Consider the following 26,432-nt stretch of genomic DNA (forward strand, 5'->3'; position numbering starts at 1 on the left):
CCCTCCTTGCGGGCGACCCGCGATGATCGCGAGCCAGCCTAGTCGTGCACCATTCACCCGCCATGCGCAACAGCGCCCGCGGCGCCGCGCGCCGGAGTGCGCTGCGTCCAGAAATTCATGCTGCCACGGCACGGGTGAACTGAATGGCGCTCCCACCCAGGTTGGGGAGCGACGCACCCAGGTTGGGGAGCGACGCACCCAGGTTGGGGAGCGACGCACCCAGGTTGGGGAGCGACGCACCCAGGTTGGGGAGCGACGGCGCTGCGCACGCCGGGGCGGAGGCAACGGCGCACGCCGGGGCGGAGGCAACGGCGCGCGCCGGGGCGGCGCACGCCGGGGCGGGGTGAACGGCGCGCGCCGAGGCGGATTGTCGCGCGCGGCACGCTCGTGTAGCAGAGGATTGCGCCGGATCACGCCAGCACCTGCGCGGGGCCAGGAGGACGAGAGAGCATGCACGTGACGCCGATTGCCGTTGCCGACGTCGAGCCCGCGACGGCGCCACTGCCCGGGTTCGACGGCGAGGCGGTGGTGCAGAGCCTCCTGGTCGCGCGCATCGAGGCCGCCTACCGCCATCGCCTGCCGCTCGTCGGGCGCACGGACCTGCACCCGCTCGTCCAGGCCGCGTGTACCGCCTTCACCCGGCGCTATCCGCTCGTGCTCTCTCCCGACGTGGTCTGGTTCTGCGTGGCGCGGGGCTTCACGCTCCACCTCGCCGCGAACGTCGCAGAGCGGCGCCGGTTCGTCGCCGAGGATCGCGATTTCGCGCTCCTCGTCGAGCGGCCCGACTTCACCCTCGGCGACGTGAACCCGTGGCCCGCCCTGTTTCCGGACCTCTCCAGGCAGCTCTCGGCGAGGGTCGGCAAGCTCTGGGAGCTCGTGACCGCCCATTTCTCCACCACGGGGCCGGTCGAGCGGGTGGCGTCGGAGCTCACGGTGACAACCCCGCTCGCGCCGCATTTCGAGGGGGAGCCGCCGCCCCCGGGCGACGCCACGGCGCGTGGCCGCGGCATCCCGCGCGTCTACCTGCTCGGCACGGCCGACGACTGGCGCTGGATGCGGCAGCGCGCGGCCACGCTCGGCGCCTTCGGGCAAGAGCGGTGGATCCGGGCGCTCTTGCCCGTGCTCGACGAGATCGCCGCCTCGGCCGAGGGGCGCCCTGACACGATGTTCTGGCGCGCGTTCTTCCGGTACGACCCCCCGGCGGACGAGCTCACCGGCTGGATCCACGTGCTGTTTCCTTACCTGCGCGCCTGGCCGAACGATTACTTCGCCCCGAATCCGTACGTCGAGGGCTGGCACGATCGGTGGCTGACCGCGGAGGCCCGGGGCCGCGCGCTCGGCGGGCCGGGAACCCCGCAGGGGCCCGGCCTCTCCGAGCTGCCTCCCGGGCTGACGAGCGCCCCGCTGCGCTTCATCGACGGCGCCGGCCGCGAGCACCCCATGGACCTCATCAGCGGCCTGATCGGCGTCACGCAGGCGCCGCACTCCCTCGCTCTCCTTCCGGAGTTCGTGTGGGCGATTGCGCACCAGGGGCCCGTGCTCCCGGCCCGGCGCCCCGCCGAGGCCTCCTGAACCGCCGCCCGACCGCGGGTGGTGGTCACGTCTGGGGTGCTCACCTCCGGGGCCTGCGTTCCGGCGGACCTGTTTTATGGTCCGCCTGCGCTCCAGCCCCTCCGCGGAGCACCCCAGACGCGACCACCCCCCAGCCGCGGTGAGCGGTTTGTGCATGGACGGCCAGTCCCCCGTGACCTAGGATATGGGCCCGACGCCGCGGCGACGCCGCGCGTCATCCACCGCGCTCGAGACGGAGGCTCCTGTGTCCGGAGGCAAGTTCGCGCTACTCGAAGTACCGGATCTGAAGGGTGGACAGCCGTCCTACCTGCGCCTCGGGGCCGCCGCGCCGCTCGGGGAGAGCCCGGGCGACGACCTCGCGGAGCGGATTCAGTCCTTCACCGACGACGACCGCAAGCGGGACGGCTCTCCGGGCTTCGTGCCGGTGGCCGAGCGCAAGGCCGAGAGCGCGAAGCTGCACACGAAGGGCGGCTGGCGCGATCACACCGACGGCAATCGAATCTCGACGACCCAGGGCGACAAGGTCGAGGTGATCGGGGGGAACTATCGCCTGCTCATCCTCGGCCGCGGGGAGCACCAGGCCGGCTGGGACGTGTCGGGAGGGCACATCACCGAGGTCAGCGAGACCTTCGGCGGCGGCACCACCATCGAGTGGGTGGAGAACTACGATGGGACGTGGAAGGTCGTCGAGACGACGGTGAAGGGCGAGGTGCACACCACCTACCACGGCGACGTCTACGACTACTACTACGGGAAGATCAAGGAGAGCCAGACCGGCACCGACACGTTCCCCACGCTGGAGGTCGACGACGACAAGATCGACGACAAGAACCCGCCCCCGCGCCAGTCGATCCCCACGGAGAACCCCACGATCGTCGACAGGACGTGGGCGCAGAGCATCTCGTCCTACACGGGCTCGGAGAAGCTGCCGGTGCCCTCGATCCTGAACGTGACCTGGGCGAAGGAGATGGTCTCGAGGACGCACGCCACGTCGATGACCGACGAGACGACCGTCGAGGGCCCGTCGGACTCCACGATGAAGGCCGACTCGATCACGTCCTCCACCACGGTGACCGGGACCATGAAGGACACCACCAAGGCCGAGAGGATCGAGAGCTCCACCGAGGCGAACGAGATCGTCTCCGTCACCCGCGGCAACACCGAAGACAAGATGTACGGCAACGCGGACTCCTACACCGAGGGGAACAGCATGACCACGGTCCTCGGCATCGAGACGACGGTCAACCTCGGGATGGTCAACGAGGTCGTCCTCGGGTCGATGATCGAGGCGACCGTCGGCGCGGAGATCACCGTCACGGCCGGGCCCGTGGTGGACGTGACCGTCGGCCCCAAGCTGGAGGTCAGCCTGGGCCCGACCGTCGACTTCTCCGTCGGCCCGAGGCTCGAGCTCGGGACGATGGGCGTCGAGCTCCACATGAGCAAGACGGATATCGCGATCACGAACAAGATCCTCTCGGCGCTCAACGTCTTCATGTGATGTCGCGGGCCGCGAGGTCCACGCGAGGAAGAGCTCCCCATGGCCGGTGAAGGCAAATACGCGATCCTCCACGTGCCCGATTTCGACGGCGGCATGTCGTCCTTCTTGCGCATCGGCGCGACCGAGGACGACCCGTACACCTGGCGAGATCACACGGACGGCAACCGGATCACGACCACGCGCGGCGACAAGATCGAGGTCATCGGGGGGAAATACAAGATGACCGTCCTCGGACGCCGGGAGTTCGAGAGCGGGTGGACGGTGGAAGACGGTCAGATCAAGGAGAAGAGCATCACCTTCCAGGGGTCGGGCGAGTTCGATTTCATCCAGGGCCCCCGCGGCGAGAAGCGACTCCGCGAGAAGACCGTGAAGGGCGAGGTGCACACGACCTACCATGGCGATGCCTTCGAGGTCCATTACGGCAGCAGGCTGGAGAGCGTGACCGGCCACCACAGCCCACCGCGCAACCTGGACGAGATCCCGCCGCCCTTTCCGCGCGGCGTCCTGGGGGAGAACCCCACGATCGTCGACAGGACGTGGGCCAAGAGCATCTCGTCCTACACGGGCTCGGAGAAGCTGCCGGTACCCTCGATCCTGGAGGAGACCTGGGCGGAGGAGCTGGTCTCGAGGACGCACGCCACGTCGATGACCGACGAGACGACCGTCGAGGGCCCATCGGACTCCACGATGAAGGCCGACTCGATCACGTCCTCCACCACGGTGACCGGGACCATGAAGGACACCACCAAGGCCGAGAGGATCGAGAGCTCCACCGAGGCGAACGAGATCGTCTCCGTCACCCGCGGCAACACCGAAGACAAGATGTACGGCAACGCGGACTCCTACACCGAGGGGAACAGCATGACCACGGTCCTCGGCGTCGAGACGACGGTCAACCTCGGGATGGTCAACGAGGTCGTCCTCGGGTCGATGATCGAGGCGACCGTCGGCGCGGAGATGACCTTCACGCTCGCCGGGACGGTCGATGCGATGATCGGCATGGAGACGAGCGTCAGCGTCGGGGTGACGGTCGAGGCCAGCGCCGGCCCGACCATCGAGCTCGGAACGGCGAAGCAGAGGATCGCCCTGGACCGGAGCAAGGCCGCGCCCGTGCGCACGAGCATCGCGGCCGTCCACCTCATGGCCTGACGCCCACGAGCGGCGGATCCCACGGATGGCGAACAAGAACCTCACCCCCTTTCTCTTCGGCCAGAAGCTCACCTCCCGGAGGCCGCCCCAGCCCGAGATGACCGTGATCGTCCGGGCGAAGTTCACGCTCAAGCCGGGAGCGCCGCTCTCCCTGCCGGAAGGTCACCCGGTGCTCGCGCAGGAGACGCTGCGGGGCGACGTGTTCGAGGAGGACGACCACGACCAGACGGGCGAGTGCCTGTATGCCAGCGACCTCGCCGACTACAAGCCGCACGCGGACGTGCTGCTCTGCGGCACGTGCCACACGCCGGGCAAGGCGCGCATGACCGAGTGCCCGGTGCGGTTCGGCGTCGGGTCCTGGTCCAAGATCCTGCGCGTGATCGGCGATCGCGTGTGGATGGACGGCCTGCTCGGGCCGGCCATGAGCGATCCGGTGCCCTTCGACCGCATGCCCCTCGGCGACCGGTACAGCTTCGGAGGCCCGGGACACCCGCTCAACCCGGTGGGCAAGGGCTTCGGCACGCGCGAGCTCCCCAACGTCGAGCACCTCGAGGATCTGCTCCTGTCGCGGTCGGACCGCCCGACCCCCGCGGGCTTCGGCCCCCTGTCGCCCAACCGGCCCGAGCGGCGCGCCAAGGTCGGGAAGAAATACGGCGCGTCGTACCGCAAGGAGCGGGCGCCGTACTACGCCGAGGACTTCGACTGGACCTACTTCAACGCGGCGCCGCCCGACCAGCGGCTCCCCTACCTGCGCGGCGACGAGGAGCTCCTGTTTCAGAACCTCCACCCGGACGCGGCGGTGTTCCGGTCGCGCCTGCCGGGGCTCCGCGTCCGCGTCTTCGTGAGCGACGCGGAGGGCGGGTTCCGGGAGGTGCCGATGCAGCTCGACACGCTGTTCGCCGACCTGGACAGCGAGGCCTTGTTCCTCACCTGGCGAGGCCTGGTGGAGATCCAGGACGACGACGTCTCGCGCACCAACACGCTCGTCGCCTCCGAGGCGCTCGCCGATCCGCCGCTGCCCGAGGCGCACTACCGGGACATCCTCCGCCGCTTCGAGGCCGATCCGCTCGAGATCGAGGAGCAGCTCCTGCCGGAGCACAAGGAGGAATGGCGGGCGCTCCTCGCGCTGCAACAGAGGGGCGCCGAGGCGGCGCCGCCCGACGCGCCGGGGCTCGATCCGCTGTCCGCGCTGCTCAAGGCGCGGCTCGGAGACGTCGCGAAGCCGCAGCAGGACAGGCTCCGCCGCGCGATGGCGGCGCTGTCGGGCCTCGCGCTGACCGGAGGGAAGGTCGTCGGCGAGGCCATCGCCGAGGCGCTCCGCAGCCTGCCGAAGGCGTCCCACGGCCTCCCCCCGCTGAGCCCGGGCGCGTCGCCCGCGGTGACGGACGCGCAGCTCCGGACCGCCTTCCGGAGCGTCGCGCGGGCGGTGGAGGAGGCCAGGGCGCTCGCGACGGCGCGCGGCACCCCGGTCCCGGCGCTCGCGGCGTGGGACAAGCTCCTCGCCGATCCGAAGCTGGCCTCCACGGGCCTCTCTCCGGCCGCCCCGCCCGAGCCGGAGAAGCTCGGGCCGGGGTGCGACCTGTCGGGGCAGGATCTGAGCGACCGGGATCTGAGCGGTCAGGATCTGACAGGCGCGAACCTGAACGGCGCCATCCTCACGGGCGCGAACCTCCGGGGAGCCAGGCTCGCGCGCGCGACCCTCCAGAAGGCCGTGCTCTTCGAGGCCGACGTGCGCGAGGCGGACTTCACGGACGCGGACCTGAGCCTCGCGACGCTCCAGGGCGCGCGGGCAGAGGGCGCGCTCTTTCGCGGCGCCACGCTGGAGGGCGCCTCGTTCGACGCCGCGCGCCTCCTGGGGGCCGATCTCTCCGGGAGCCAGGGGGCGCAGCTCGTCCTCTCGCGGGCGGACATGACCGGGGCCACGGCGAGGGGAGCGCGGTGGCACACGACGTACCTGGAGAGCACCGTGCTCGAGCGCGCGGATCTGTCCCAGGCCTCGCTGACCCGCTGCTTCGTCTCCAAGTGCAACGCGGCGTCCGCCACGTTCGCGGGCGCGACCCTCAGCGGCACGAGCTTCGCCGGCTCGGACCTGAGCCAGGCGGTCTTCACGGACGCGCGCGGCGACTTTGGCGTGTGGATGGGCGCGACCCTCACGGGCGCCGATTTCAGCCACGCCGTGCTGACCAGCGCCCTGTTCTCGGAGGCCAGCGCCGAAGGGGCGCTCTTCTTCGGGGCCAACCTGCGGCGCGCCCGGCTCGATCGGGCGAACCTCACGCGGGCCGATTTCACGCGGGCGAACCTCTTCGACGCGGATCTGGGCAAGGCGCTCGTCGCCGAGGCGAGGTTCGTCGACGCGAGCCTCTACGACGCCAAGCTCTACCAGACCTCGGGATCCGGCTGCGATTTCAGGGGGGCGAACCTCAAGAAGTCGACCCTGGAGCGCGGCCTGTGACCCCGGGCGAGCTCGAGGCGCTGGTCCAGTCTGGCCGCTCGCTCGCGGGCGTGGCGCTCGGCGATCTCGATCTGCGGGGCGTCCGGCTGCGCAAGGCCGACCTGCGCGGCGCGAAGCTCGGCCGGCTGCAGCTCGACGGCGCGGACCTGTCCGGGGCCGACCTCCGCGGCGCCGAGATCGCCTGGTGCGCGCTCCGCGGCGCGAACTTGTCGGGCGCCGATCTCGAGGGGACGGTCTTCCTCCAGAGCGATCTGTCGGACGCCGACCTCTCCGGCGCGAGCCTGACGGAGACCCGCATGATCCGGGGCGAGCTCCGCGGCGCGAACCTGACCGGCGCGCGGCTCAAGGGCGCCAACCTCGCCGAGTCGCGGCTCGCGGGGGCGGCGCTGTCGAGCGCGACGCTGTCGGGCGTGCGGCTCGACCGCGCCGACCTGTCGGGCGCGAAGCTCGACGGCGCGACCCTCTCGGACGCGTCGTTCACGAGGGCGGATCTGTCGGGCGCCACGCTGACGCGGGCGCGGATCGACGGCTCGACGTTCACCGAGGCGAACCTGAGGCGCGCCGACCTGACGGGCGCCGAGCTCGACACGGTGGTGCTCATCAAGGCCGATCTGCGGGACGCCGCGCTCCCGAAGAAGCTCACGAAGACCGCGTTCGACGGCGCGCTCCTCGGGAAGCTCGATCTCTCCGGGGCGAACCTCGCCGGCGCGGCGCTGGAGGACGTGGACCTCGCCGGGGTGAGCTTCGAGGGCGCGGATCTCACGCTCTCGTCGCTCCAGGGCACGAACCTCCGGGGCGTGAGCTTCCGGGGCGCGACGCTCGACCAGACGATGCTCGCCGGGTGCGACCTCACCGGCGCGGACTTCCGCGGCGCGACGCTGAGGTCGTGCATGCTGTACAAGGCGCGCCTGCCGGGCGTGGACCTGTCGGGCCAGGATCTCGAGATGATGGTCTTCACCGAGGCCGATCTCTCGGGCGCCAACCTGACCGGGGCGCGGCTCGTGCGCTGCGTGCTGCAAGGGGCCGACCTGACGGGCGCGGACCTGACCCGCGCGCTGGTGACGCAGACCTCGCTGCGAACCGCCCTCGTCGAGGGCGTCCGCTTCGAGAAGGCGATCTTCGATTGCGTGGACTTCTCGGGGGTGGATCTGACCCGGACGCCGCTCGCGGGCCTGTCCATCTCGCGGTGCTTCTTCGTGCTCGGGAACCTCGTGGGGATGAACCTCTCGGGCTGCAACCTGTCGAACTGCGACTTCACCGAGTGCAACCTGGAGCGCGCGCGCCTCGACGGCGCCATCTTGACCAACGCGAACTTCAAGGGAGCGAACCTGCGGCACGCGACGCTGTCGGGCGCCATGGCGAAGGCCGCCTTCTTCGGCGAGAGCGTCCTCGCCGGCGCCATGCTCCAGAAGGCCATGCTCCGCAACGCGATCTTCGTGAGGGCCGATCTCACGGCGGCGAACTTCGCCGGGGCGGACCTCAGGGAGTCGCTGCTGATGGAGGCTCGCGCGACCGAGGCGCTGTTCCTGGGCGTCAAGGCGCATCACGCCGATCTCTCCCACGCAGACATCTCCGGCGCCGATTTCAGCGGCGCGGATCTGCACTGGGCCAACCTGCATCACGTCCGCGACGAGAGGACCCGCTACCTCGACGCGAACCTCGCCACGGCGAGGCGCACGGACGTGGATCGCCTGGAGGCCGAGGCCTGGAGGCCGCCCGAGCGGCGGCCGTCATCGTGAGAGGAGGAGCCATGTCGATGGGAGCCATGAAGGAGAGCGAGCGCGCGGCGGCCGTGCCGGTGGACGCGCCGCGGTGCGAGGACCCCGACAGGCGAGCCCGCACCGCGGAGCTCCCCAGGATCGGGCTCGTGAGGGCCGGCGCCACGGGAGCCGACGACGCGCTCCTCGGCAGGGCGCTGGCCGCGCCGCGGGACTACCTGGGCCCCGGCCGCGTCACGGCGACGGAGGCGGGCCGGGTCACGGTGGAGCTGCCCGGGGGCCCGTCGGTCGCCGCCGAGATGGCGCTCGCGCTGCCGTACGAGCCCGCCGTGGAGGACACGCTGCTCGTCATCGGGAAAGAGGAGAGCTACTACGTGATCGGCGTGCTGCACGGCCGGGGCCGGACGGTGCTGTCCCTCCCGGGGGACGTGGCGGTGCACGCCAGGGAGGGCGCCCTCTCGCTCTCCGGGGACCGGGGCGTCGCGATCCGGGGGCCGGAGCTCGAGATCGAGGCGGGCAAGGTGCGGATGGTCGCCGACGCCGTGGTCCAGAAGGTCGCCTCGATGTACCAACGGGTGAGCGCGCTCTTCAGCGTGCACGCGGGCGAGGCGCACACGGTCGTCGAGAAGACGTCCTTCACGAAGGCGAAGAACGCCACGATCCTGACCGAGGAGACGGTCACGGTGAACGGCAAGCAGATCCTCTTGGGCTAGGAGGCCGGCGCGATGCTCCCCGCGAACAACAAGGGCGTCGGCATGAGCGCCGGCTTTCCGGACGTGTGCCTCTCGCCAGCGCTCGGGCTGTTCCCCTTCCCCAACTTCCACCCGAACGCGACGATGTTCCCGTTCTCGTTCAACGTGTGGTTCTCGATGATGCCCGCGCTGAGCATGCTGTCGTTCTCCCCGATCACGCTGGGAGATCAGCTGGGCACGTTGCACCCGACGTTCATGGGGCAAGGGCGGCACACGGCCGGGAATCCGCGGGTCCTCATCAACTTCGTCCCCGCGACATCGCTGCTCAGCCCGAGGCTCGGCAACAACTTCAACTGCATGCTCGGCCTCCAGGTGATGCCGAGCCTGACCAACGTCTTCCTCACGTACAGGGCGGGGGACGCCGGGGACGCGCGGCCCGCCGGCGCGGCGATGCCGGCCGATGCCGATATCGACGGGCTGCTCGAGGCGCTCCACCCCGCGGGGAGCGCGTCGCCCGTCGAGCGGGCCTGGCTCGGGCCGGGCGTCGGCTATCTGCGCCTCCGGAGGTTCTCTCTGGACGTGCCGGCGCGGGTGCACACGGCGGTGGCTGCACTCCAGGAAGAAGGGCTGGAGACGCTCGTGCTCGATCTGCGCGGCAACCCGGGAGGGGAGCTCACGGCCGCCCTGGAGCTCGCGGGGGAGTTCCTGGAGCCCGGCAGCGTCCTCTGCCGGGCGCTCGACGCGGACGGCGACGAGACCGTGTACCGCGCGCATCACGAGCAGCCGTGCCGGGCGCCGCTGTGGCTCCTCGTGGACGGCGGGACGGCGTCGGCGGCGGAGCTCTTCGCCGGCTGCCTGAAGTGGCACGGCCGCGCGATCGTCGCGGGGTCGCGCACGTACGGCAAGGGCACGGCGCTGACGCTCGCGCCGGATCCGGCCACGGGGGCCCCGGGGCTCGTCCCGGCGGCGATGCTGCTCCTGCCCGGCGGGGAGCCGATCCAGGGGACCGGCGTGCAGCCGGACATCGAGCTCGGCGCACAGGACGCCCCGTGAGCCGGTAGCGCCCGCCCCGCCGCGAGCGCGGCTCAGGGGTGCACGGCCAGGTACACCGTGCTCCAGAGCTGCACGGCGTTCGACTCGTCGTGGTGCGCCCGCTCGGCGCCGAACGGGACCAGCTTGTAACGGCCGTCCTCGAGCGCCCAGCTCCAGAGCTCCCACGTGCGCGCCTCGCGCGTCGCGTGGATCACCTCCCAGAGCGCCCCCCTGGCGCGCTCCAGCGCGTCGCGCGCGCGGGGCGGCAGGTCGGCGCGAGCGAGCTGCCGCGAGAGGCCGGCGGCGAGCATCGCCTGCTGCCACGACCAGGTGACCGTGCCGTGGTAGTGCGCGACCGTGAACAGCCCCCGGATCTCTGGATCGGGCGCGAACGCGGGGTTCGCGACCAGGACGCCGACCGGCGTCCGCAGGCCGGCCGGGAACGGGCGGAGCAGACGGCCCGCGATCTCCTCGAGCGCCTCGGGCGGCGGATCCGTGAACAGCAGGACGAAGCTGTCGTCGGAGTGCATGACGGGGATGGGCTCGCCCTCGCCGTCGAGCGCGAGGGCCGGGAACGAGAGCGTCCCCGAGAGCGACGACAGCGCCGGCGCCGGGTCCAGGCCGAGCGACTCCGCATAGGCCGACACGCACCGCCGCGCCTCGTCCTCCGGGAGCTCCACCCGGAAGAACGCGCCGGCGCTCTTCCACGCCCGCGCGAGCCGCTCGGCCCGGCCGGCGCCCTCGGCGTCGGCCCCGAGCAGCGGGCTCGCGAGCAGCCGCGCCGAGGCGTGGAGCGCGGCCGGCACGAGCGCGACGTTCACGTTGAAGGGGATCCGGCCGTACCCGAGCCCCTCCTCGCTGTCGCGCCACTCCCCCACCCGCTCGCCCTCCTCGAGCGCGATGAGCTCCTTCACGTCTTGCGTCTCGGCGAACGGGGTGGCGAGGCGCAGGACGAGCGCCACGTTCCGGGCGAGCGCCTCGGCGTACGTCGCGCCGCCCGGCGTCCGGCGCGCGAGGAACGCCGCCGCGCGCTCCCGGCCCGCCGCGGTGCCGAGGAGGTACTCGGCGGCGAGCGGCGCGAGCAGGAAGTCGTCGTCGATCATCTTGTAGTCGTAGACGGGCTCGCGCAGGCCCTCGGTGCGGCCCGCCTCGAGGTGGAGCAGCGCCGCGAGCTCGCCGATCGCCTCCTCGTGCGCCACCTCCCCGGTCGGGCTCAGCCGATCGAGCACGGAGCCGAGGCCCGCCTCGACGACGGCCGGCTCGAGCACGGGCAGGAGCATCCTCACCGCGAGCAGCGTGTCCCGGCCGAAGTACGTGAGAAAGCGCCAGGAGCCGGCAAGCAGCTTCTCACGGTACGTGAGGAACGCGAGCGCCTGGCGCTGGCGCGCGTCGTCGCCGGCGCGCTCCGTCACGATCTCGCCGACGGGCACCGGCGTGAGCGGCGGCTCGTCCGAGAGCGCCGTGACCCGGACGCGCAGCCCCTTCGGGCCCGCCGTGAGCTCGATGTGCCCGCCCGCCCCGAGCGTGGCGGTCGTGCCGTCCAGGGCCTCGACGCGGAGCTCGAGGTGGTGCTCGCCGTCCCGGGTGGTGCGCCGCGCGGCGATCGAGGCGCCGCGCGGGGTGTCGCCGACCTCGACGGCGCTGTGGAGCCAGGCCGGGACCTCGCCGTCGCGGCCGACGTCGCGGATCGTCCGCACGCTCCCGAGCAGGAGCCGGCGGACGCGCAGCGCCGGGGCCGTGCTCGTGAGGAGCGCCGAGACGCCGCGCATCCCGTCGGCCTGCTCCACCCCCGAGAGGCCGCCCTCCACCGAGAGCTCCGCCGGCGCCGCCGCGTTGTCGAACCACGCCGCGATTCCCATGTTCCCCGCCGGGAAAGCGACGATGAGCCGCGGGGACGCGCCCGACCTCGTGAGGACGTGCGCAGCGACGCTGCCACGACGGAAAAAGTGGTTGTGAATGTCGCCTTCGCGCAGGTCGAAGACCAGCATTCCAGGATCCCGCGGCGCGGACGGCGCCTCGCTTTGCGGCACCCTGGAGGATGCGCAGGATGCGGCAAGGAGCGTTGTCAGCGTGGTTCCCATCACGAATCGATCGCTGCTCGTCGGCACCTCCGGACCCTAGCCGTCCGGGAGGCACCTGCCAAGGATTAAGGATCTTCCTGGGGCCGCAAGCTTACCATTCTGGTATGATGCCTACCTGTAGCGAGGTTCTTTCGGGAATCGCGGGCGTCAGGGGGGACGCGGTGGGCGCTTGGAAGAGCGCTCCGGCGAGGGCTTTCCGTTGGGGGGGAGGTTCCATGGCCACGCCATGGGCCGGCCGTGGACGGGAAGTCACGCCCTTGTTGCCACGCCATCACCCGACCGAGACTTCGGAGATCGATAGTCGTTGCCATCGGCGGGCGAACGGCCTGCCAATCCAGGAAGGGGGTTCACGATGGATGAGAGCTTGTCGGGCCAGGCCAGCGTCACCAGCAGACCAGTCCAAGCGCAGAGCAGCGATCCGCGAGAGGGCCTGATCACCACCTGGGTCGAGGGCAGCCTCGGGGTCATGGATGAGATCGTGCGCGCCGGATTCGGCTTCTTCGAGGACGCCCGCACCGAGACGCAGGGGCGGCTCGGCGCCACGCTCGACCTGCTTGAGGGCATCAACCAGAGCATGTTCCGCGTGGCGCGCAAGACGCTCGTGCGCATGGACGGCATCAGCGCGCGCGCCCTGGCGAGCAGCGAACAAGGTTGGTATGCGCTGCTCGGCATGCTCCGCCGCACGTCCCAGGGCGCGGCCGGGCTCGCGTCCGAGACGGCGGTCTCGCTCGTCGGCGACCGCCGGCAGGCGCAGCAGCTCATCATGAAGGCGTCCTGAGCGCGGCGCGGACGGGCCATCGCCCGATCCGCCGGCGACGCCGCCCGTCCCGCGCGGTGAGCGCCGCCATGTGTCCCGCTTGAACGATCGTTCCCCCCATCCATCCCGAGCACGTGAATCACAGGCGTCCGTCCAGGACACGCCAATCGTGAGCGCGCGTCATCGGAGCCGACCGAGGTTGAGGTCATCTCATCTAGAGGGTCGGCGGCGGCGGCGCCCGACCGGCACCCACCCGACCGGCGGCGCCCGACCGGCACCCACCCGACCGGGGTTGAGGTCACCAGACCTAGGTTGCCGGCACCCACCCGACCGGGGTTGAGGTCACCAGACCTAGGTTGCCGGCACCCACCCGACCGGGGTTGAGGTCACCAGACCTAGGTTGCCGGCACCCCAGGCGTCCGTCCCAAACACGCACATCTCGAGCACGCGTCGTCGGCGCCCAACCGGGTCGAGATCATCCGGAGGGTCACCCGGCCTTGCGGAATGGCGCCCGACCGGGGTTGAGATCACCCCCCCGGCATCCGACCTAGGTTGGGGGCACCGGCGTCCGACCGAGGTTGGGGTCACCGAGGTTGGGGTCACCGACCGAGGTTGGGGTCACCGACCGAGGTTGGGGTCACCGACCGAGGTTGAGGTCACCGAGGTTGAGGTCACCGACCGAGGTTGGGGTCACCGACCGAGGCTGAGGCCACCGAGGTTGAGGTCACCGGAGGTCACCGACCGAGGTTGAGGTCACCCCCGAGGTTGAGGTCACCCGGCCGGGTGGCGCGAACGTCCCCAACGGAAGAGAACGATCGCCACCACGAGCGCCGCGACACCCACGAGGAGCAACCCCGTCGTTCGCCACCGCCCGAGGGCGCCCGGCTTTCCCCATGCCGGGCCCTCGTCCGCCCGCCCGTCGCCCGCGCCTCGCGCGCGCGGGACGAGCGCGCGCCGCGCGGCAGCCGCCTCGGCGAGGACGCGGCGGACGGAGGCGGCGTCGAGCGAGGCATTCTCCGGGATCAGGGCGCGCAGCGCGGCCCGCCCCTCGAAAAACGGGGCGCCCTCGCTGCTCCACGCGGTGGGCGCGGTGTCGAGCGCCTCGTCGAGCGCGGCCGGGATCACCTCCTTCACGATCGCGTCCGCGGCGCCGGGCGACGCCGCCCGCGCCAGCGCGATGTAGCCGGCGTCCTGGATCCCTCGGCGCAGGCTCTTCAGGCGCATCGAGGGGAGCACGCCGGGAAATCCGATCGAGCGGGAGGCGAACGGCCCGCGCTGCGTCCCGGGATAGAGCAGCATGCCGTCGCCGAGGCACGCGTCGCCGTCCTGGTTGTGGAAATTCTCGGCGACCGTGAACGGGTCGATCGGCCCCTTGCCGCCGCGGTTGCCGTCGTGCCAGAAGGCGGTCTCCCACAGGAACCAGCGGCCCACCTCGTGCGAGGCCGCGATCCAGCCGTTGGCCATGAGCCCGGTGAGCGGTGCGTCAATCATGAAGGTGCCGGTCCGCGGCAGCGCGCCGTTGTACACCCAGAGCCGCTTTCCGGCCTCGCGCGCGGCGCGCGCCCACGCCGAGTCGAAGCGGTTGGCCGGCGTGAGCACGAGATCGACGTCCTGCTCCAGCGGGTGGACCTCGCCGCACGAGTGCCCCACGAGGATGCGCGACGACAGGCGCGAGCCGCGGATCAGCCGGCGCCACCCGGGCCCGCGGGGGCTCTCGCACTGCTCGTCGACCGCGTACAGCATCACGTCGTCCACCGTGGGCGGGAGGAGGTCTGCGACGGCCTCGACGCGGGGGAGGGTCTCTTCCCTGGGGTCGCCGAAGCCACCGTAGGCGCCGAGCGCCACCGCGGACGGGGGGACGCCCGCGCCGGGCCCCCGGTAGTGGTGCTCCTTCGTGTAGAGCGAGCCGTCGATGGCCGCGCGCAGCCGCTCCACCTCGGCGGGCGTCCTGACCGACGCGAAGCCGTCGACGTGATGCTCGTGGAGGAGCTGCCAGAGCTGCTGCTCGACGGCGGGTCCGTCGCCGACCCGCTCGGCGACCTCGCCGGCCTCGTAGAACGCGATGAAGTCGACCGGGCTGTACGGCAGCGTCGCCGACGCGACCTCGAGCCTGAGATCGAGCGCCGCGAGGTCGCCGTGGGAGGCCGAGCGGACGAGCACCTTCCCCTGGTAGGTCCCCGCGGCGGCGTCCTCCGGGACGTGGAGATCGATCCAGACCGCCCTGGTCTCCCGGGCGCCCACCTCGAGCGGATAGGGCGCCCAGGGCGGCGCGAGCTCGACCGGGATGAGCGCGTCCGGAAGGTAGCCGAGATGCCTGTCGTCGGGCGGCCGCGCCGCCGGGCTCCACCCGAGCGACTCGGCGTGCCGTCGCTCGTTGCGCGAGCGCCGCTTGATCTCGACGTAGTGCTCGACGAAGCGCGCGATCGAGATCGCCGGCGCGGCCGCGGTGCCCTGGGCGTGTCGCGGGTGCTGCGGCCCACCGGGCTCTTTCGCGGGCGCGCCGGGCTCTTTCGCGGGCGCGCCGGGCTCTTTCGCGGGCGCGCCTGTGCCGGCCGCGGGCGTCAGGCCGGGGAGCTCCACGGTGACGCCGTGCACGGGCTCCGCGCCGGCCTCGACGATCACCTGGAACGCGACGACCTCCGCGCGGAGCGCGCCGAGGCGGATCGGCTCACCGGGCCGGAAGAGCGGGTTTCCTTCGCCGCGCGAGAGCGGCAGGCCGGCGTCCTCCCTGCGCACGCGCGTGCCGTCGTCGACCACCCAGACTTGCGGATGCCCCGGGTCACGCTCGCCCGCGGCGGCGGCCGGGGCCGGGAGCGTGACCGAGGAGAGCGCGGAGAGCAGCGCAGCGGTGGTGAGCAGATGGGATCGCGGCATGGCCCTCGGTCCGCCTGGCGCCCGCGGAAAGAGCGGCCGCCGCGGCGGAGGCGTCGCGATTCTATCGCCGACGCCGCGGCGCCGAACAGCACGGCCTCGCGGCCGCCATGCTGGCGGCCAGCGCGGCGACCGGACCGTCGCGGCGCGGGAGGTTGACAGCGACGCCGGCGTCGGGCCATGTCGCGCCGTGGATCTGACCGGAGCCGCACTCCTCGCCGGCGCCGCCGCCGTGGCCGGCGTCATCAACGCGGTGGCCGGGGGCGGCACGCTGGTGTCGTTCCCCGCGGCGATCGCGGCGGGCCTGCCCCCGCTCGCCGCGAACGCGACGAACGCCGTGGCGCTCACGCCTGCGTCGCTCGCGTCGGCGTGGGCGTACCGCCGCGAGCTCGCGCGGGACCACCGCGTCCTCCGCGTCCTGCTGCTGCCGTCGCTGCTCGGCGGCCTCGCCGGCTCGGCGCTCCTGCTCGTGACGCCGCAGCGCGTGTTCGACGCCGCCGTGCCCGCGCTCGTGCTCGTCGCGACGCTGCTGCTCTTCTGGCAGAACCTGCGCCCGCCGCGGCCCTCCGCGGGGGCCTCCGCGTCGGACGACTTCGCCTTGCCCACACGCCCGGGGGTCGTGTTCCTGCTCCAGCTCCTCGTGAGCGTCTACGGCGGTTACTTCGGCGCGGGCATCGGCATCATGATGCTGGCGCTCCTCTCCTCGTTCGCGGGGGGCGCGGACATCCACCGGCTGAACGCGATCAAGACGGTGCTCGCCGGGCTGATCAACGGCGTCGCCGCGGTCGCCTTCCTCCTCGCGGGCGCGGTGGATCCCGTCGCCACGCCGATCATGATGGGGGCGGCGATGCTTGGCTCGTTCGTCGGCGCCGTGGTCGCCCGGCGGATCGAGCCCAGGAAGGTGCGCTGGTTCGTGGTCGCGCTCGGCCTCGTGCTCACGGCCAAGCTCGGCTGGGACCGGTTCGGCGCATAGCCCGGGGAGGCTACGCGACCCGCGGCGCCTCGAGGATCCTCATGAAACGGGAGGCGGACATCCTGAGGGTGTCGCCCACGAAGCGCTCCTCGATCCGGCCGAAGGACTGGCCGGCGAGGCGCCGGCCCCCCCCGAGCGCAGCCTCGAGTCCTGATCACGTCTCAGCCGGCGAGGCTGAGAATCACGAAGCGCGAATTTTTATAGACGACCTTGCCGGGCAGGTTCCTCTCCCGGCCGCGGGCCACCACCACGTAATTGAACTTGTATTTCTTCTGCAGCGAGTCGAGCCGAGCGGCATCGAGACGCCCGTAGCCGTTGAACAGCTCCTTCGCGCTCCGGAAGCCCTTGCGCCCGGAGACGTCCTCCAGCCGCCGGTACCACTCCACCAGCTCGCTGGGCACGTAGGTGCTGGCCTTCCAATCGACGACGATGGCGCGCTCGCCGATGAGCCGGAAGCGCGCCAGCTGCGGCGGCGTGAGGAACAGCGCATCCTTCGAGGTATTGGCGCGGATCCAGGCGTACATATCGTCCTCGGGCCCGCGCATACCCTTGATCACGTTGGACCGCTCCCGGTAGCTCTTCACCGCGGGCACGGCGAAGTGGAGGCAGGCGAACGCCGCGTAGGCAACGACCGCATAGGCGCCGAAGCGCAACAACAATGCGCGCGCCGGGGCGAGGCGGACGCGCCGGCGCTCAAGCAGCGACGCCGCCGCGCCGATGAGGGCGCCCGCGGCGCCGGGCGCGAGGACCAGCCAGAGCGCCCGCGCCAGATCGCCCTCGTTGTCGAGCATGGCCAGAGCGACGAAGCCGCCCAGCGTCAGCGTGAGGCCCGCGGTCGGGATGCGCCGGAGGAGGGAGGGGCGGGCCGCGATGCTCGCCGAGGCCGCGCAGACGAGCATCTGCATGAGGAGGTCGAGGAACGGCGCGAAGCGCCACACGAAGACCTGCGCGACGCGCGGGATCTGCACCCAGGTAGTGAGCAGCGTGCCGGTCCAGATGAGGATCGCCAGCGCGAGCACCGCCGCGCCGAAGCGCCGCCCGCGCCCCTCCCGGCCGCGCAGGAGCCACGCGCCAGCGCCGAGGCCGAGCATCTGCCACGCCGCCACCGGGAAGAAGCGGCCCTTGAAGGTCGTGGGCGCGTAGTGGTGCGGCGAGCGGATGTTGAAGAGGATCTCGTGCGCGAGCGCCGCGTCGGGCGAGCGCACCGAGCTGAGGATGAGCGGGGAGAGGAGCAGGAATACCGCGATGGCCGGCCCGACCTGCATGGCGATGCGCCGCGCCAGATCCTTCCAGCCGTCCCTCCAGCCGAGCAGGAGCTGGGTGAGGCCGAAGGTGCCGATCCCGAGGATGAGGTAATTGGCGTGGAACAGCCCGCTCAGGCCGAGGAACACGCCCGAGAGCAGATAGCGGCCGGCCACGAAGGGCGGCAGCGCCGCGAGCAGGAAGAGGCTGCCCAGGGTGGAGGGCTGCAGGATGAAATCGAAGATGAAGGTGACCGCGACGCTGCGGGTGCGGGTGACGAAGGCGATCGCCATCACCAGCAGGAAGGTGGCCAGCGCGAGGCGCCGCTGCTTCAGGAGCTCGGCCGCAAGCCAGTACATGCACATGGCGCCGAGCGTCACGGTGACCACGAGGCCCCAGCCCACCGCCGCGCCGCCGCGGTCGATGGCGAGCAGCGGCCAGCCTACATAGGCAAAGGCCGGGTGGTAGTTGGCCGCGCCGGCCGCATAAAAGTCCTTCGTGAGCACGCTGGGATCGAGCAGCCGGAGAGAGCCCAGCATGTACGCCGCCTGGTTGTCGACGCCGTAATTGACACCGAAGCTCAGCCCGAAGCAGATGGAGATGACGAGCGCGATGAGCGCGGCCGGCAGCTCGCGCAGGAGCGGCGCGAGCTTCTGCCGCGGCGAGGGCCGCGCCGGCCCGGCCGCCAGCGCGGCGGCCTCGGGCCCCGCGGCGCGCGGGGAGCTCTCCTCGCCGTCTGCGCCCTCCGCGCCTGAGCTCCCCTCGCCGTCTGCGTCGGCGGGGATCTCGTCATTCCCGCCGGCGGCAGCGTCCGTGTCGGCCTCGGCCTCGGGCGCCCCGGGCCCGGTCCCCGTCTTGTTCCCCATCTTGGGGCGCGAGCCCTAGCACAGGTCACACGATCGCGTGCGTGAAATCTTGACAGCGCGCGGCGGGTTCGGCCAAGTTCCCGCCGTGATCGCGGAGCTGTTCCGGAGCCGTCGTTCATTCGGCTCCTCTGGGTCCGTGGAGGCGCCCACCTGCCCCATTCCCTCGTTCTCGGACGTGCGGGCGCGGGTCTTCCTCGACGTGCAGGCCGAGGACGGCGTGGAGTCGTCATGGGGCGTGCGCACCAGCGAGGCGCGCATCTTCGAGTGCCCCGCCTCGGGCCTGCGCTTCCGGCTGCCGGCGCCGCGCGAGAAGATCGCGGCATTCTACCGCTCCGAGTACCACGCGCGGATGGGCGGCGAGGAGGACGCGCGGCGCGCCGAGGCGTACCGCAAGGAGAACCAGGAGCGGATCGGCGTGCTGCAGCGCTACTCCCCGTCGGGCCGGGTGCTCGACGTGGGCTGCTCCACCGGCCAGTTCGCGGCCCAGCTCCGCGAGACGGGCTACGACGCGCTCGGCTGCGACATCTCCGAGGACGCCTGCCAGAAGGCCGCGGCGCTGCTCGGCGAGGACCGGGTGCTGTGCGGGCCGGTGGAATCGCTCCTCGACAGGCTGCGCGGCTCGCTCGACGCCATCACCATGATGGACGTCATCGAGCATTTCGACGACGTGGTGTCGCCGCTCCGGGCGATGCGCGAGATGCTCCGGCCAGGCGGGATCCTCTTCCTGCGCACGCCCACGCTCCGCTCGCCGTTCTACAAGGTGGCCGACCTCAGCTATCGGCTGAGCGGCGGCCGCTACAAGGACGCGGTGCTCAAGATCTACCACGCCGAGCATTTCTATTTCTTCACCGACCGGGCCATGCGCGCGCTGCTCGAGGACACCGGCTACGAGGTGTTGGCGATCGATCCCGACCCGCTGCTCTGGGAGAATTTCCGCTCGGCGGAGATGCGGCAGGGCCCGCTGGTGAATTCGGTGCTGGCGGCGGTGTACTTCGCCGGCCGCCTCGCCGATCGCGGCCACGGCATGAAGGTCGTCGCGCGGCGGCCCGGGTAGCCGGCGAGGGCACGGCGGTGAGCGTGGACATCTCGGTCGTCATCCCCGTTTACAACGAGGAGCCGGCCATCGAGCACAGCCTCGAGGTGGTGCGCGGGCACCTCGACAAGATCGGCCGGAGCTACGAGCTCGTCTGCGTGGACGACGGCTCCCGCGACCGCACCCTGGAGCGGCTCGTGGCCGCGGCCGCGGCGGATCCGCGGGTGCGCCCGGTGCCGCTCGCGCGCAACTTTGGCAAGGAGGCGGCGATGGCCGCCGGCCTCGACGAGGCGCGGGGCCGCGCGCTCATCTTCATGGACGCCGACCTGCAGCACCCGCCCTCGCTCATCGCGCGCATGGTCGAGCTCTGGGCCGAGGGCTACGACGTGGTGAGCGCCGTCAAGGAGACGCGGGCGCGCGAGAGCCTCCTCTACCGGATGATGACCTGGGTCTTCAACGCGCTCATGGCCGGCGCGGCGCGGGGCCACTTCCGGGGCGCGTCCGATTTCAAGCTGATCGACCGCCAGGTGGTCGACGCGCTCAAGCAATGCGCGGAGCGCAACCGCTTCTTCCGGGGCCTCGTGACCTGGGTGGGCTTCCGGACCATCGAGATCCCCTTCGCCGTGGCCGAGCGCCTCCACGGCACCACCAAGTGGTCGCTGGTCGGCCTCATCCGCTACTCCATCCGCAATCTCATCGCCTTCTCGGCGCTGCCGCTGAAGATGGTCTCGGCCATGGGCTTCGGCACCCTGGTGTTCGCGGCCGGGCTCGGCGCGCAGACCCTGTGGCGCTACCTGCACGGCGAGGCGCTCAGCGGGTTCACCACGGTGATCCTGCTCCAGCTCATCCTCGGCGGGCTGATGCTCACCAGCGTCGGGGTCATCGCGCTCTACGTGGCGGTGATCTACGACGAGGTGAAGCACCGGCCCATGTTCTTGGTGCGGCGCCCGCGGCCCGGGGAGGACGGCGACGCGCGCGAGGACCGCGGCGCCCCGGCCCGGGCCGACGCGGACCGCGCGGACAGCGGCGCCGATGGCTGAGCCGGCGCCGGTTCACGAGGGCGACGCGCGCGCCACGCCGGCGGCCAGTAACCTCCCGCGGCGCCGCGCGCTGGCGCTCCTCGGATCGCTCGTCGTCGCCGGCTGCTTCGTCTGGCTGATGCGCGCCGGCACCCTGCCGGTCGTGCCGGCGGCCGAGCACCTCGCGCGCGTGCCCGTGTGGATCCCCGTGGCCTACGGCGCGGTGTGGCTGCTCGTGCTGACCCTGCGCGCGATGCGCTGGTACTGGCTGCTCCGGCCGCTGCACCCGGTGTCGATGCGGCGGGTGCTCACCGTCTCGTTCATCGGCTACGGCGCGCTCCTGCTCCTGCCCTTCCGCATGGGCGAGCTGGTGCGCCCAGCGCTCATCCGCCAGCAGGGCCGCATCTCGGGCTGGGCGGCCACGGGCAGCGTGGGCGCCGAGCGGGTGCTCGACGGCCTCTACCTGAGCGCGCTGCTCTTCATCGCGCTGCGGATCGCGAGGCCCCTCGACCCCCTGCCGGACCGCATCGGCGAGCTGCAGGTCTCGGCGGCGGTGGTCCCCGGCGCCGCGTACACCGCGCTCGCCGTCTTCTTCGCCGGCTTCGTGACCATGGGGGTGTTCTACTGGCGACGCGCCTGGGCCCGCCGCACCACCGAGCGGGTCTTCGGGCTGGTCTCGCCGCGGCTCGGCGTCTGGCTGGCCGACCGCGTGGAGCACGTGGCCGACGGCCTGCGCTTCCTGCCCCGCTTCCGCTACACCGGCCCGTTCCTGGCGGTCACGGTGGTGTACTGGCTCGTCAATGCGGCCGGCATCTGGATGGTGTGCCGGGGCGCGGGCGTCCCCGAGCTCACCTTCGGCCAGGCATGCGTCGTGATGGGCGTGCTCGCGCTCGGGGTGCTCGTGCCCAACGCGCCCGGGTTTTTCGGCGCATTCCAGATCTCCGTCTATGCCGGGCTGTCGATGTACGTCGCCCCGCGCGACGTGATCGGCCCCGGATCCGCCGCGGTGTTCTGGCTGTACGTGCTGCAGATCGGGGTGACCTTCCTGGGCGCGGGCGCCGCGCTGCTCATCGAGCGGATCTCGCCGAAGGACGCGCTGGCCGCCGCCGGGGCTCGGCAGGCCGACGCCGAGGCCGGGGAGCCGGGCGCCGGGCCGGCCTGATCCCCGCCGTCGCGCGCTCCACACCACCGCGCATTTCGTGATGATCTTCGGCGAGCCGAAGATCTCGTGATTGCCCAAGGAGCGTGGCGGAAAGGAGGGTTGATGTGCGGGGCTTCCTCTGGCGCCGTCGCGAATCGAGAGGACCTCACCGGTGCGCGATCCTCCGCAGCCGGTACGCGAGCCCATCCCACAGCGAGAACGGCCGCTCGCCGCTCACGAGCACGTCGAAGCCGTGGCGCGCCGCGAGCCGCGCGACGTCGGCCGCGTCCCGCGCGGGGTCGCCGCGGTACGAGTAGCCCAGGAGGACGAGCTCCCCGCCCGGAACGAGCACCCGGCGCGCGTCCGCGACGTGCCGATCCACGACCGCCGCGCCCGCGCCGACGAGGTACGGGAACGAGTCGACCGCGTACACGAGATCGAAGCGGGCGGACGGCACGTCGCGGAGATCGACGCCCGAGGAGACCGCGAGCACGACGTTCGAGAGCCCCGCGCAGCGCCGCCGCGCGGCCTCGATCATGCGCGGCGCGACGTCGAGCCCCCAGGCCTCGCGCACCCTGGGCGCGAGCGCCGCCTCGAAGCGGCCGATCCCGCAGCCGATCTGCAGGATCGCGCGGTCCTGATCGAGCAAGCCCCACCGCTCGAGGAGCTCGACCACCTCCCGCGTTGCCCGATCGAGGAGCGCGGGGTCGCCGAGCGAGTACGCCGCGACGCTCGCCTCCTCCGAGCGCGCGCAGAGCGCGTCGAAGAGCGCCGCGGTGCGCGTCGGAGCGACCTCCCCGGCGCCGCCCCCGTCCCGGTGCGCGCCCAGCATCTCCGCGACCGTCGCGCACGCTGCGCGCCGCTCCGCCACGCAGCGGCGCAGCGCCTCGAGGCGCGCCGCCGGCTCCCCCGCGCCCGCCTGCGCGGCCTCGAGCGCGCGCTCCGCGGCGGCGAGGTCTCCCGCGGCGCCGAGCAGCCGCACCAGCCCGACCTCGGGCGACACCTCGCCGGACATCACGGCACGCATCGCGCCCTCCACCTCGCCGCGGCCGCTCGCCCGCGCCGCGCCCTCCACCTCGCCGCGACCGTCCGGTCGCGCCGCGCCCTCCACCGCCGCGGCCCCGCGCGCGCCCCGGTGCCGGAGTCGCCGCCGGTACGTCCAGCGGTCGACGGCGCCCCACGCGTACTTGTACGGCTCGCGGCCGCGGAGAAAGTCGACGGTCCGCGCGCCCTCGCGCGCCGTATGCTCGATCGCGCTGGCGAGCATCACGAGCCCCGGGCTGTACCAGGCGAACTCCGGATCGAAGCCGGTGATGTACGACGCGAGCCCGTCGCGCTCCGCGAGCCCGTAAAGCGACGCGATGATCCGTCCATCGAGCCGCAGGCCGAACAGCCGCAGCGCGCCCCGCGCGCACAGCCCCGCCGCGGCCGCGCGGTGGAACGGCCGGAGCGCCTCGTCCAGCACGCCGCCCTCGCCGCGCGAGATCCAGCGCGCCCGGTGGTTCGCGAACAGCGCGTCGAGCAGCTCGCCCAGGCTGTCCGCGCCGGCCACCTCGACGCGCAGGGCGCCGGCCCGCGCGAGCCGCTTCCGCGCCCGGGCGATCCGCGCGCGCATCCCCGGCGAGAACAGATCGTCCGGCCCGGCGCCCTCCGGGATCACGACCCGCGGACACGCCTCGTGCTTCTCGACCTCATCCGACCAGCCGGGCGGCGCGTCGGCCGCGAGCAGGGGCGACGACCCGCGGAGGTCGTGGAGATCCGCCACGTCCCATGCGCCCGCGCGCTCGCCGAGGAACGCGAGCACCGCCTCCGCGACCGCGCGCTCGTACCCGGGCGCGGCCAGGACATCGTTGTAGTCGGTGATCCCGGCGCCGAGCAGCGCGACCACCCGCTCCGCGCCGATGCGGTGGATCGCGAGCGGCGCGAGGCCGACGAGCCCTTGCGCTGACGGGGACCGGAGCACGAGGGCGAGCACCTCCTCGGGCCCGAGCTCGCGGCACCACGGGAGCAGCCACTCCGGCCGCTGGAACGTCGTCGCCGCCGGACAGCGCTGCCACAGCGCGTCCCACGGCTCGCGCAGCGCCTCGAGCTCCTCGCGGCGGTTCAGCACCCTGACATCGAGTCGTTCGCTCACCGGCCCTCCGAGAGGCGGGCACCCCTCGGCCCGCCTCTCGGAGGGCGGTCGCCGAGCCCCCGGCTCGCCTCGGCGCCGTATCGTCGCAGAGGCGAGCGGCCGCGCAACCGGCGCGCTATCCCGGGATGGCTCGCCGGCAGCGTGATGAAGGCTGCCGTCCTCGACGGCAAGCTCGAGGCCCGGGGACGAGAGGGAGGAGCCCCTGGGCGCGATCGCCCAGCGCTGGTTGGGGGTGCACCCGGGTGCCCCACCGATCAACGTGGCGCGGGCGTCACCGGGCGGCGCGCCGTCGCATGGCCTGGCGCGCCACACTCGCCGCCCTGGCCTCGACGAGCGGATTGCGCGCCTCCGCGGCGCGCAGCCGCTCGAAGCGCTCGATCCGGGCGCGGTCGCCGCTCTGCCGGAGCGCCCTCGCCAGCACCACGCTCTTGGCGAGCCGGATGAAACGCAGCCGGTGCGCCGAGATCACGTCCTCCACGTCCCGCTTGCCCGCGCCGGCCCCGAACTCGAGGTCGTACGCGACGCGGAGCCGGTGCTCGCCGCGGAGGCCCAGCATGTCCGACAGCCCCTCCAGGGCGGCGCGCTCGGCCGGGCGCGCCCACGAGAGGACCCGGGAATAGGGCGTGGCCATGGTCTCGTGGTCCGGCTTTCTGACGAAGCGCCGCAGGAACACGTCGGACGTCGCGACCGGCACGTCGCTCGTCGCCTGGTGAAGGAGGGCGTACGCATACGCCTCGTCCATGCCCACGAACCGGTTCCGGTCGAAGTCGGCGCCGTGCACGCGCCGGCCGAGGCGATCGACGCCGGAGAGCGCCGCGAAGAAGAAGCTGCTGAAGTCGCTGTAATCGGCCTCGTTGATCTCGGGCGTGCAGCCCGACGCGGGGCGATCCCTGGTCGCCGCGAAGAACCCCACGACGTCGCGCTCGACCAGATCGCCGTCGGGCCTCCCGCCCTCGAAGAGCAGGTTCGCGAACGCGCCCGAGAAGCACTGGGCCATCACGAGGACGACAGGGGTGTCGTCGGGCAGCTCCTTCATGCGCGCGGCGAGATCACGGACGGACAGGGCGCCGCCGCCCCAGAGGTCGAACACGTTGTTGTCGAGGTTGCGTTGCGGGCTCGGGCTCCCGTGGCCGGCGAAGTACAGCAGCAGCGGGGCGTCCGGGCGCGCCTTGACGAACCTGCGCCAGATCCCGTCGAACCCCCGGCGCGTCGTCGCCCCGTCGATGCGCGGCAGCCTGGGCGCGCGGTAGCGCATGCGGTGGCCGTCGAGGTACTGCACGCTCCGCGTGCGCCGGCTGCCGTCGGCGAACAGGACGCGCCGCTCCATGGCGGCCGGTAGGAGCGACTGGACATAGCGGACGTGGCCCTCGATGGCCACCTGGTTCATGGTCGCCTTCGGACCGCCTCCCACGACGAGCGCGCGCCAGGGAGCGGGCTCGAACAAGGGGGCGACCGGCGGGGTGGGCCTCACCGGCGAGGCGGGCGTGCGAGCGCGCGCAACCGGCGGCGTGGGCCTCACCGGCGAGGCGGGCGTGCGAGCGCGCGCGACCGGCGGGGTGGGCCCCACCGGCGAGGCGGGCGTGCGAGCGCGCGCGGCCGGCGGGGGGCGCGGGGGCGAGGGCGCAGCCCGATGGACGGGCTCCGGCCGAGGCGGGCGCGCAGCCGCGACGGTCGCCGTGGCCGTGACGGCGGCGAGCACAGCGGCTCGGAGAAGCAGGTGGTACGCGGTCAACCCTGAAACCTCCGCAGCGCGGCCCGACACGCGATGCTAGCACCCGCCCGGCGCTCGCGCAGCGGGCTGGCCGCGCCGGCGCGGGCCATGGCCCCGCGGCGCGGCCAGCCAGGCGGAACCCCGCGGCGCGGCCAGGGGGAAAGATCACGACGAGATCCGCAGGTGGGTGGAGGCGCGCGGCGGCCGCCCGGCGACGGTGAAGCGCACCGAGACGAACGGCGAGCCCGGGATCCTCCGCATCGATTTCCCCGGCTACAGCGGGGAGGACACCCTCGAGGAGATCTCGTGGGACGATTTATTCGCCAAGTTCGAGGAGTCGAACCTCGCCTTCGTCTACCAGGACGAGAAGGCCAGCGGCGAGCCGAGCACCTTCTCCAAGCTGGTGAGTCGCCCGGACGACCTCGGCGGGAAGAAGAAGGCGAAGCAGGGCAAATCGAGGTCCAGGAAGGCCGCCTGAGAGCGCTGCTCTC

At 72.5% G+C, this 26,432-nt stretch carries 18 protein-coding genes; 13 read left to right on the top strand and 5 right to left on the bottom strand.

The window, feature by feature from the left end:
• Positions 1 to 450: 450 nt before the first annotated feature.
• The 7 genes from WMF31_RS27775 to WMF31_RS27805 all read left to right on the top strand — a co-directional run bounded on the left by WMF31_RS27775 (position 451) and on the right by WMF31_RS27805 (position 10,134).
• Positions 451 to 1,572 carry a DUF4419 domain-containing protein gene (locus tag WMF31_RS27775; RefSeq protein WP_436604838.1) on the top strand — a complete coding sequence of 374 codons (1,122 nt, stop codon included), beginning with the start codon at positions 451 to 453 and terminating at the stop codon, positions 1,570 to 1,572.
• 244 nt (positions 1,573 to 1,816) lie between these two features.
• Positions 1,817 to 3,070, top strand: coding sequence for a hypothetical protein (locus WMF31_RS27780; RefSeq protein WP_436604839.1), 1,254 nt, complete (start codon positions 1,817 to 1,819; stop codon positions 3,068 to 3,070).
• Positions 3,071 to 3,109: 39 nt separating this feature from the next.
• On the top strand, positions 3,110 to 4,219 hold the full coding sequence (locus WMF31_RS27785) for a hypothetical protein (protein ID WP_436604840.1): 1,110 nt from the start codon (positions 3,110 to 3,112) through the stop codon (positions 4,217 to 4,219).
• 25 nt (positions 4,220 to 4,244) lie between these two features.
• Entirely contained in the window at positions 4,245 to 6,671 is a 2,427-nt protein-coding gene (locus WMF31_RS27790) for a DUF2169 family type VI secretion system accessory protein (protein ID WP_436604841.1), read from the top strand.
• Entirely contained in the window at positions 6,668 to 8,410 is a 1,743-nt protein-coding gene (locus tag WMF31_RS27795) for a pentapeptide repeat-containing protein (protein WP_436604842.1), read from the top strand. The genes WMF31_RS27790 and WMF31_RS27795 overlap by 4 nt, the downstream gene beginning before the upstream one ends.
• Positions 8,411 to 8,421: 11 nt before the next feature.
• The gene (locus WMF31_RS27800; RefSeq protein WP_436604843.1) at positions 8,422 to 9,102 is read left to right on the top strand and encodes a DUF3540 domain-containing protein; all 681 of its coding nucleotides are present in this window, start codon (positions 8,422 to 8,424) and stop codon (positions 9,100 to 9,102) included.
• A 12-nt stretch (positions 9,103 to 9,114) separates the two neighbouring features.
• The gene (locus WMF31_RS27805; protein WP_436604844.1) at positions 9,115 to 10,134 is read left to right on the top strand and encodes a S41 family peptidase; all 1,020 of its coding nucleotides are present in this window, start codon (positions 9,115 to 9,117) and stop codon (positions 10,132 to 10,134) included.
• A gap of 32 nt (positions 10,135 to 10,166) precedes the next feature.
• On the opposite strand, the gene WMF31_RS27810 is transcribed toward WMF31_RS27805, so the two are convergent.
• Complete coding sequence (locus tag WMF31_RS27810) at positions 10,167 to 12,101, bottom strand: hypothetical protein (RefSeq protein WP_436604845.1); 1,935 nt, start codon at positions 12,099 to 12,101, stop codon at positions 10,167 to 10,169.
• Positions 12,102 to 12,546: 445 nt separating this feature from the next.
• Here WMF31_RS27810 and WMF31_RS27815 point away from each other — a divergent pair, with 445 nt between their 5' ends.
• Complete coding sequence (locus WMF31_RS27815) at positions 12,547 to 12,972, top strand: hypothetical protein (protein ID WP_436604846.1); 426 nt, start codon at positions 12,547 to 12,549, stop codon at positions 12,970 to 12,972.
• A gap of 750 nt (positions 12,973 to 13,722) precedes the next feature.
• Here WMF31_RS27815 and WMF31_RS27820 read toward each other — a convergent pair.
• Complete coding sequence (locus WMF31_RS27820) at positions 13,723 to 15,825, bottom strand: hypothetical protein (protein ID WP_436604847.1); 2,103 nt, start codon at positions 15,823 to 15,825, stop codon at positions 13,723 to 13,725.
• 187 nt (positions 15,826 to 16,012) lie between these two features.
• Here WMF31_RS27820 and WMF31_RS27825 point away from each other — a divergent pair, with 187 nt between their 5' ends.
• Positions 16,013 to 16,795, top strand: coding sequence for a sulfite exporter TauE/SafE family protein (locus tag WMF31_RS27825; protein WP_436604848.1), 783 nt, complete (start codon positions 16,013 to 16,015; stop codon positions 16,793 to 16,795).
• A gap of 161 nt (positions 16,796 to 16,956) precedes the next feature.
• Here WMF31_RS27825 and WMF31_RS27830 read toward each other — a convergent pair whose 3' ends face one another.
• Positions 16,957 to 18,903 carry a DUF6798 domain-containing protein gene (locus tag WMF31_RS27830; protein ID WP_436604849.1) on the bottom strand — a complete coding sequence of 649 codons (1,947 nt, stop codon included), beginning with the start codon at positions 18,901 to 18,903 and terminating at the stop codon, positions 16,957 to 16,959.
• Positions 18,904 to 18,988: 85 nt separating this feature from the next.
• On the opposite strand from WMF31_RS27830, the gene WMF31_RS27835 reads away from it, so the two are divergent.
• The 3 genes from WMF31_RS27835 to WMF31_RS27845 are packed head-to-tail and all read left to right on the top strand — an operon-like array spanning position 18,989 to position 22,117.
• A complete protein-coding gene (locus WMF31_RS27835) occupies positions 18,989 to 19,957 on the top strand; it encodes a class I SAM-dependent methyltransferase (protein ID WP_165373109.1) in 969 nt (322 codons plus the stop codon).
• 17 nt (positions 19,958 to 19,974) lie between these two features.
• Positions 19,975 to 20,976, top strand: coding sequence for a glycosyltransferase family 2 protein (locus tag WMF31_RS27840; RefSeq protein ID WP_436604850.1), 1,002 nt, complete (start codon positions 19,975 to 19,977; stop codon positions 20,974 to 20,976).
• The gene (locus WMF31_RS27845; protein ID WP_436604851.1) at positions 20,969 to 22,117 is read left to right on the top strand and encodes a lysylphosphatidylglycerol synthase transmembrane domain-containing protein; all 1,149 of its coding nucleotides are present in this window, start codon (positions 20,969 to 20,971) and stop codon (positions 22,115 to 22,117) included. The genes WMF31_RS27840 and WMF31_RS27845 overlap by 8 nt, the downstream gene beginning before the upstream one ends.
• Positions 22,118 to 22,262: 145 nt before the next feature.
• Here the strand turns inward: WMF31_RS27845 and WMF31_RS27850 are convergent, their stop codons facing one another.
• Entirely contained in the window at positions 22,263 to 24,230 is a 1,968-nt protein-coding gene (locus WMF31_RS27850; RefSeq protein ID WP_436604852.1) for a GNAT family N-acetyltransferase, read from the bottom strand.
• Between the two features lie 271 nt (positions 24,231 to 24,501).
• Entirely contained in the window at positions 24,502 to 25,617 is a 1,116-nt protein-coding gene (locus WMF31_RS27855) for a hypothetical protein (RefSeq protein WP_436604853.1), read from the bottom strand.
• A gap of 541 nt (positions 25,618 to 26,158) precedes the next feature.
• On the opposite strand from WMF31_RS27855, the gene WMF31_RS27860 reads away from it, so the two are divergent.
• Positions 26,159 to 26,419 (top strand): hypothetical protein, encoded by a 261-nt coding sequence (locus WMF31_RS27860; RefSeq protein ID WP_436604854.1) that lies wholly within the window; start codon positions 26,159 to 26,161, stop codon positions 26,417 to 26,419.
• Positions 26,420 to 26,432: the final 13 nt, after the last annotated feature.

Source organism: Sorangium sp. So ce1036 (genome assembly GCF_051369805.1).
GTDB lineage: Bacteria > Myxococcota_A > Polyangia > Polyangiales > Polyangiaceae > Sorangium > Sorangium cellulosum_F.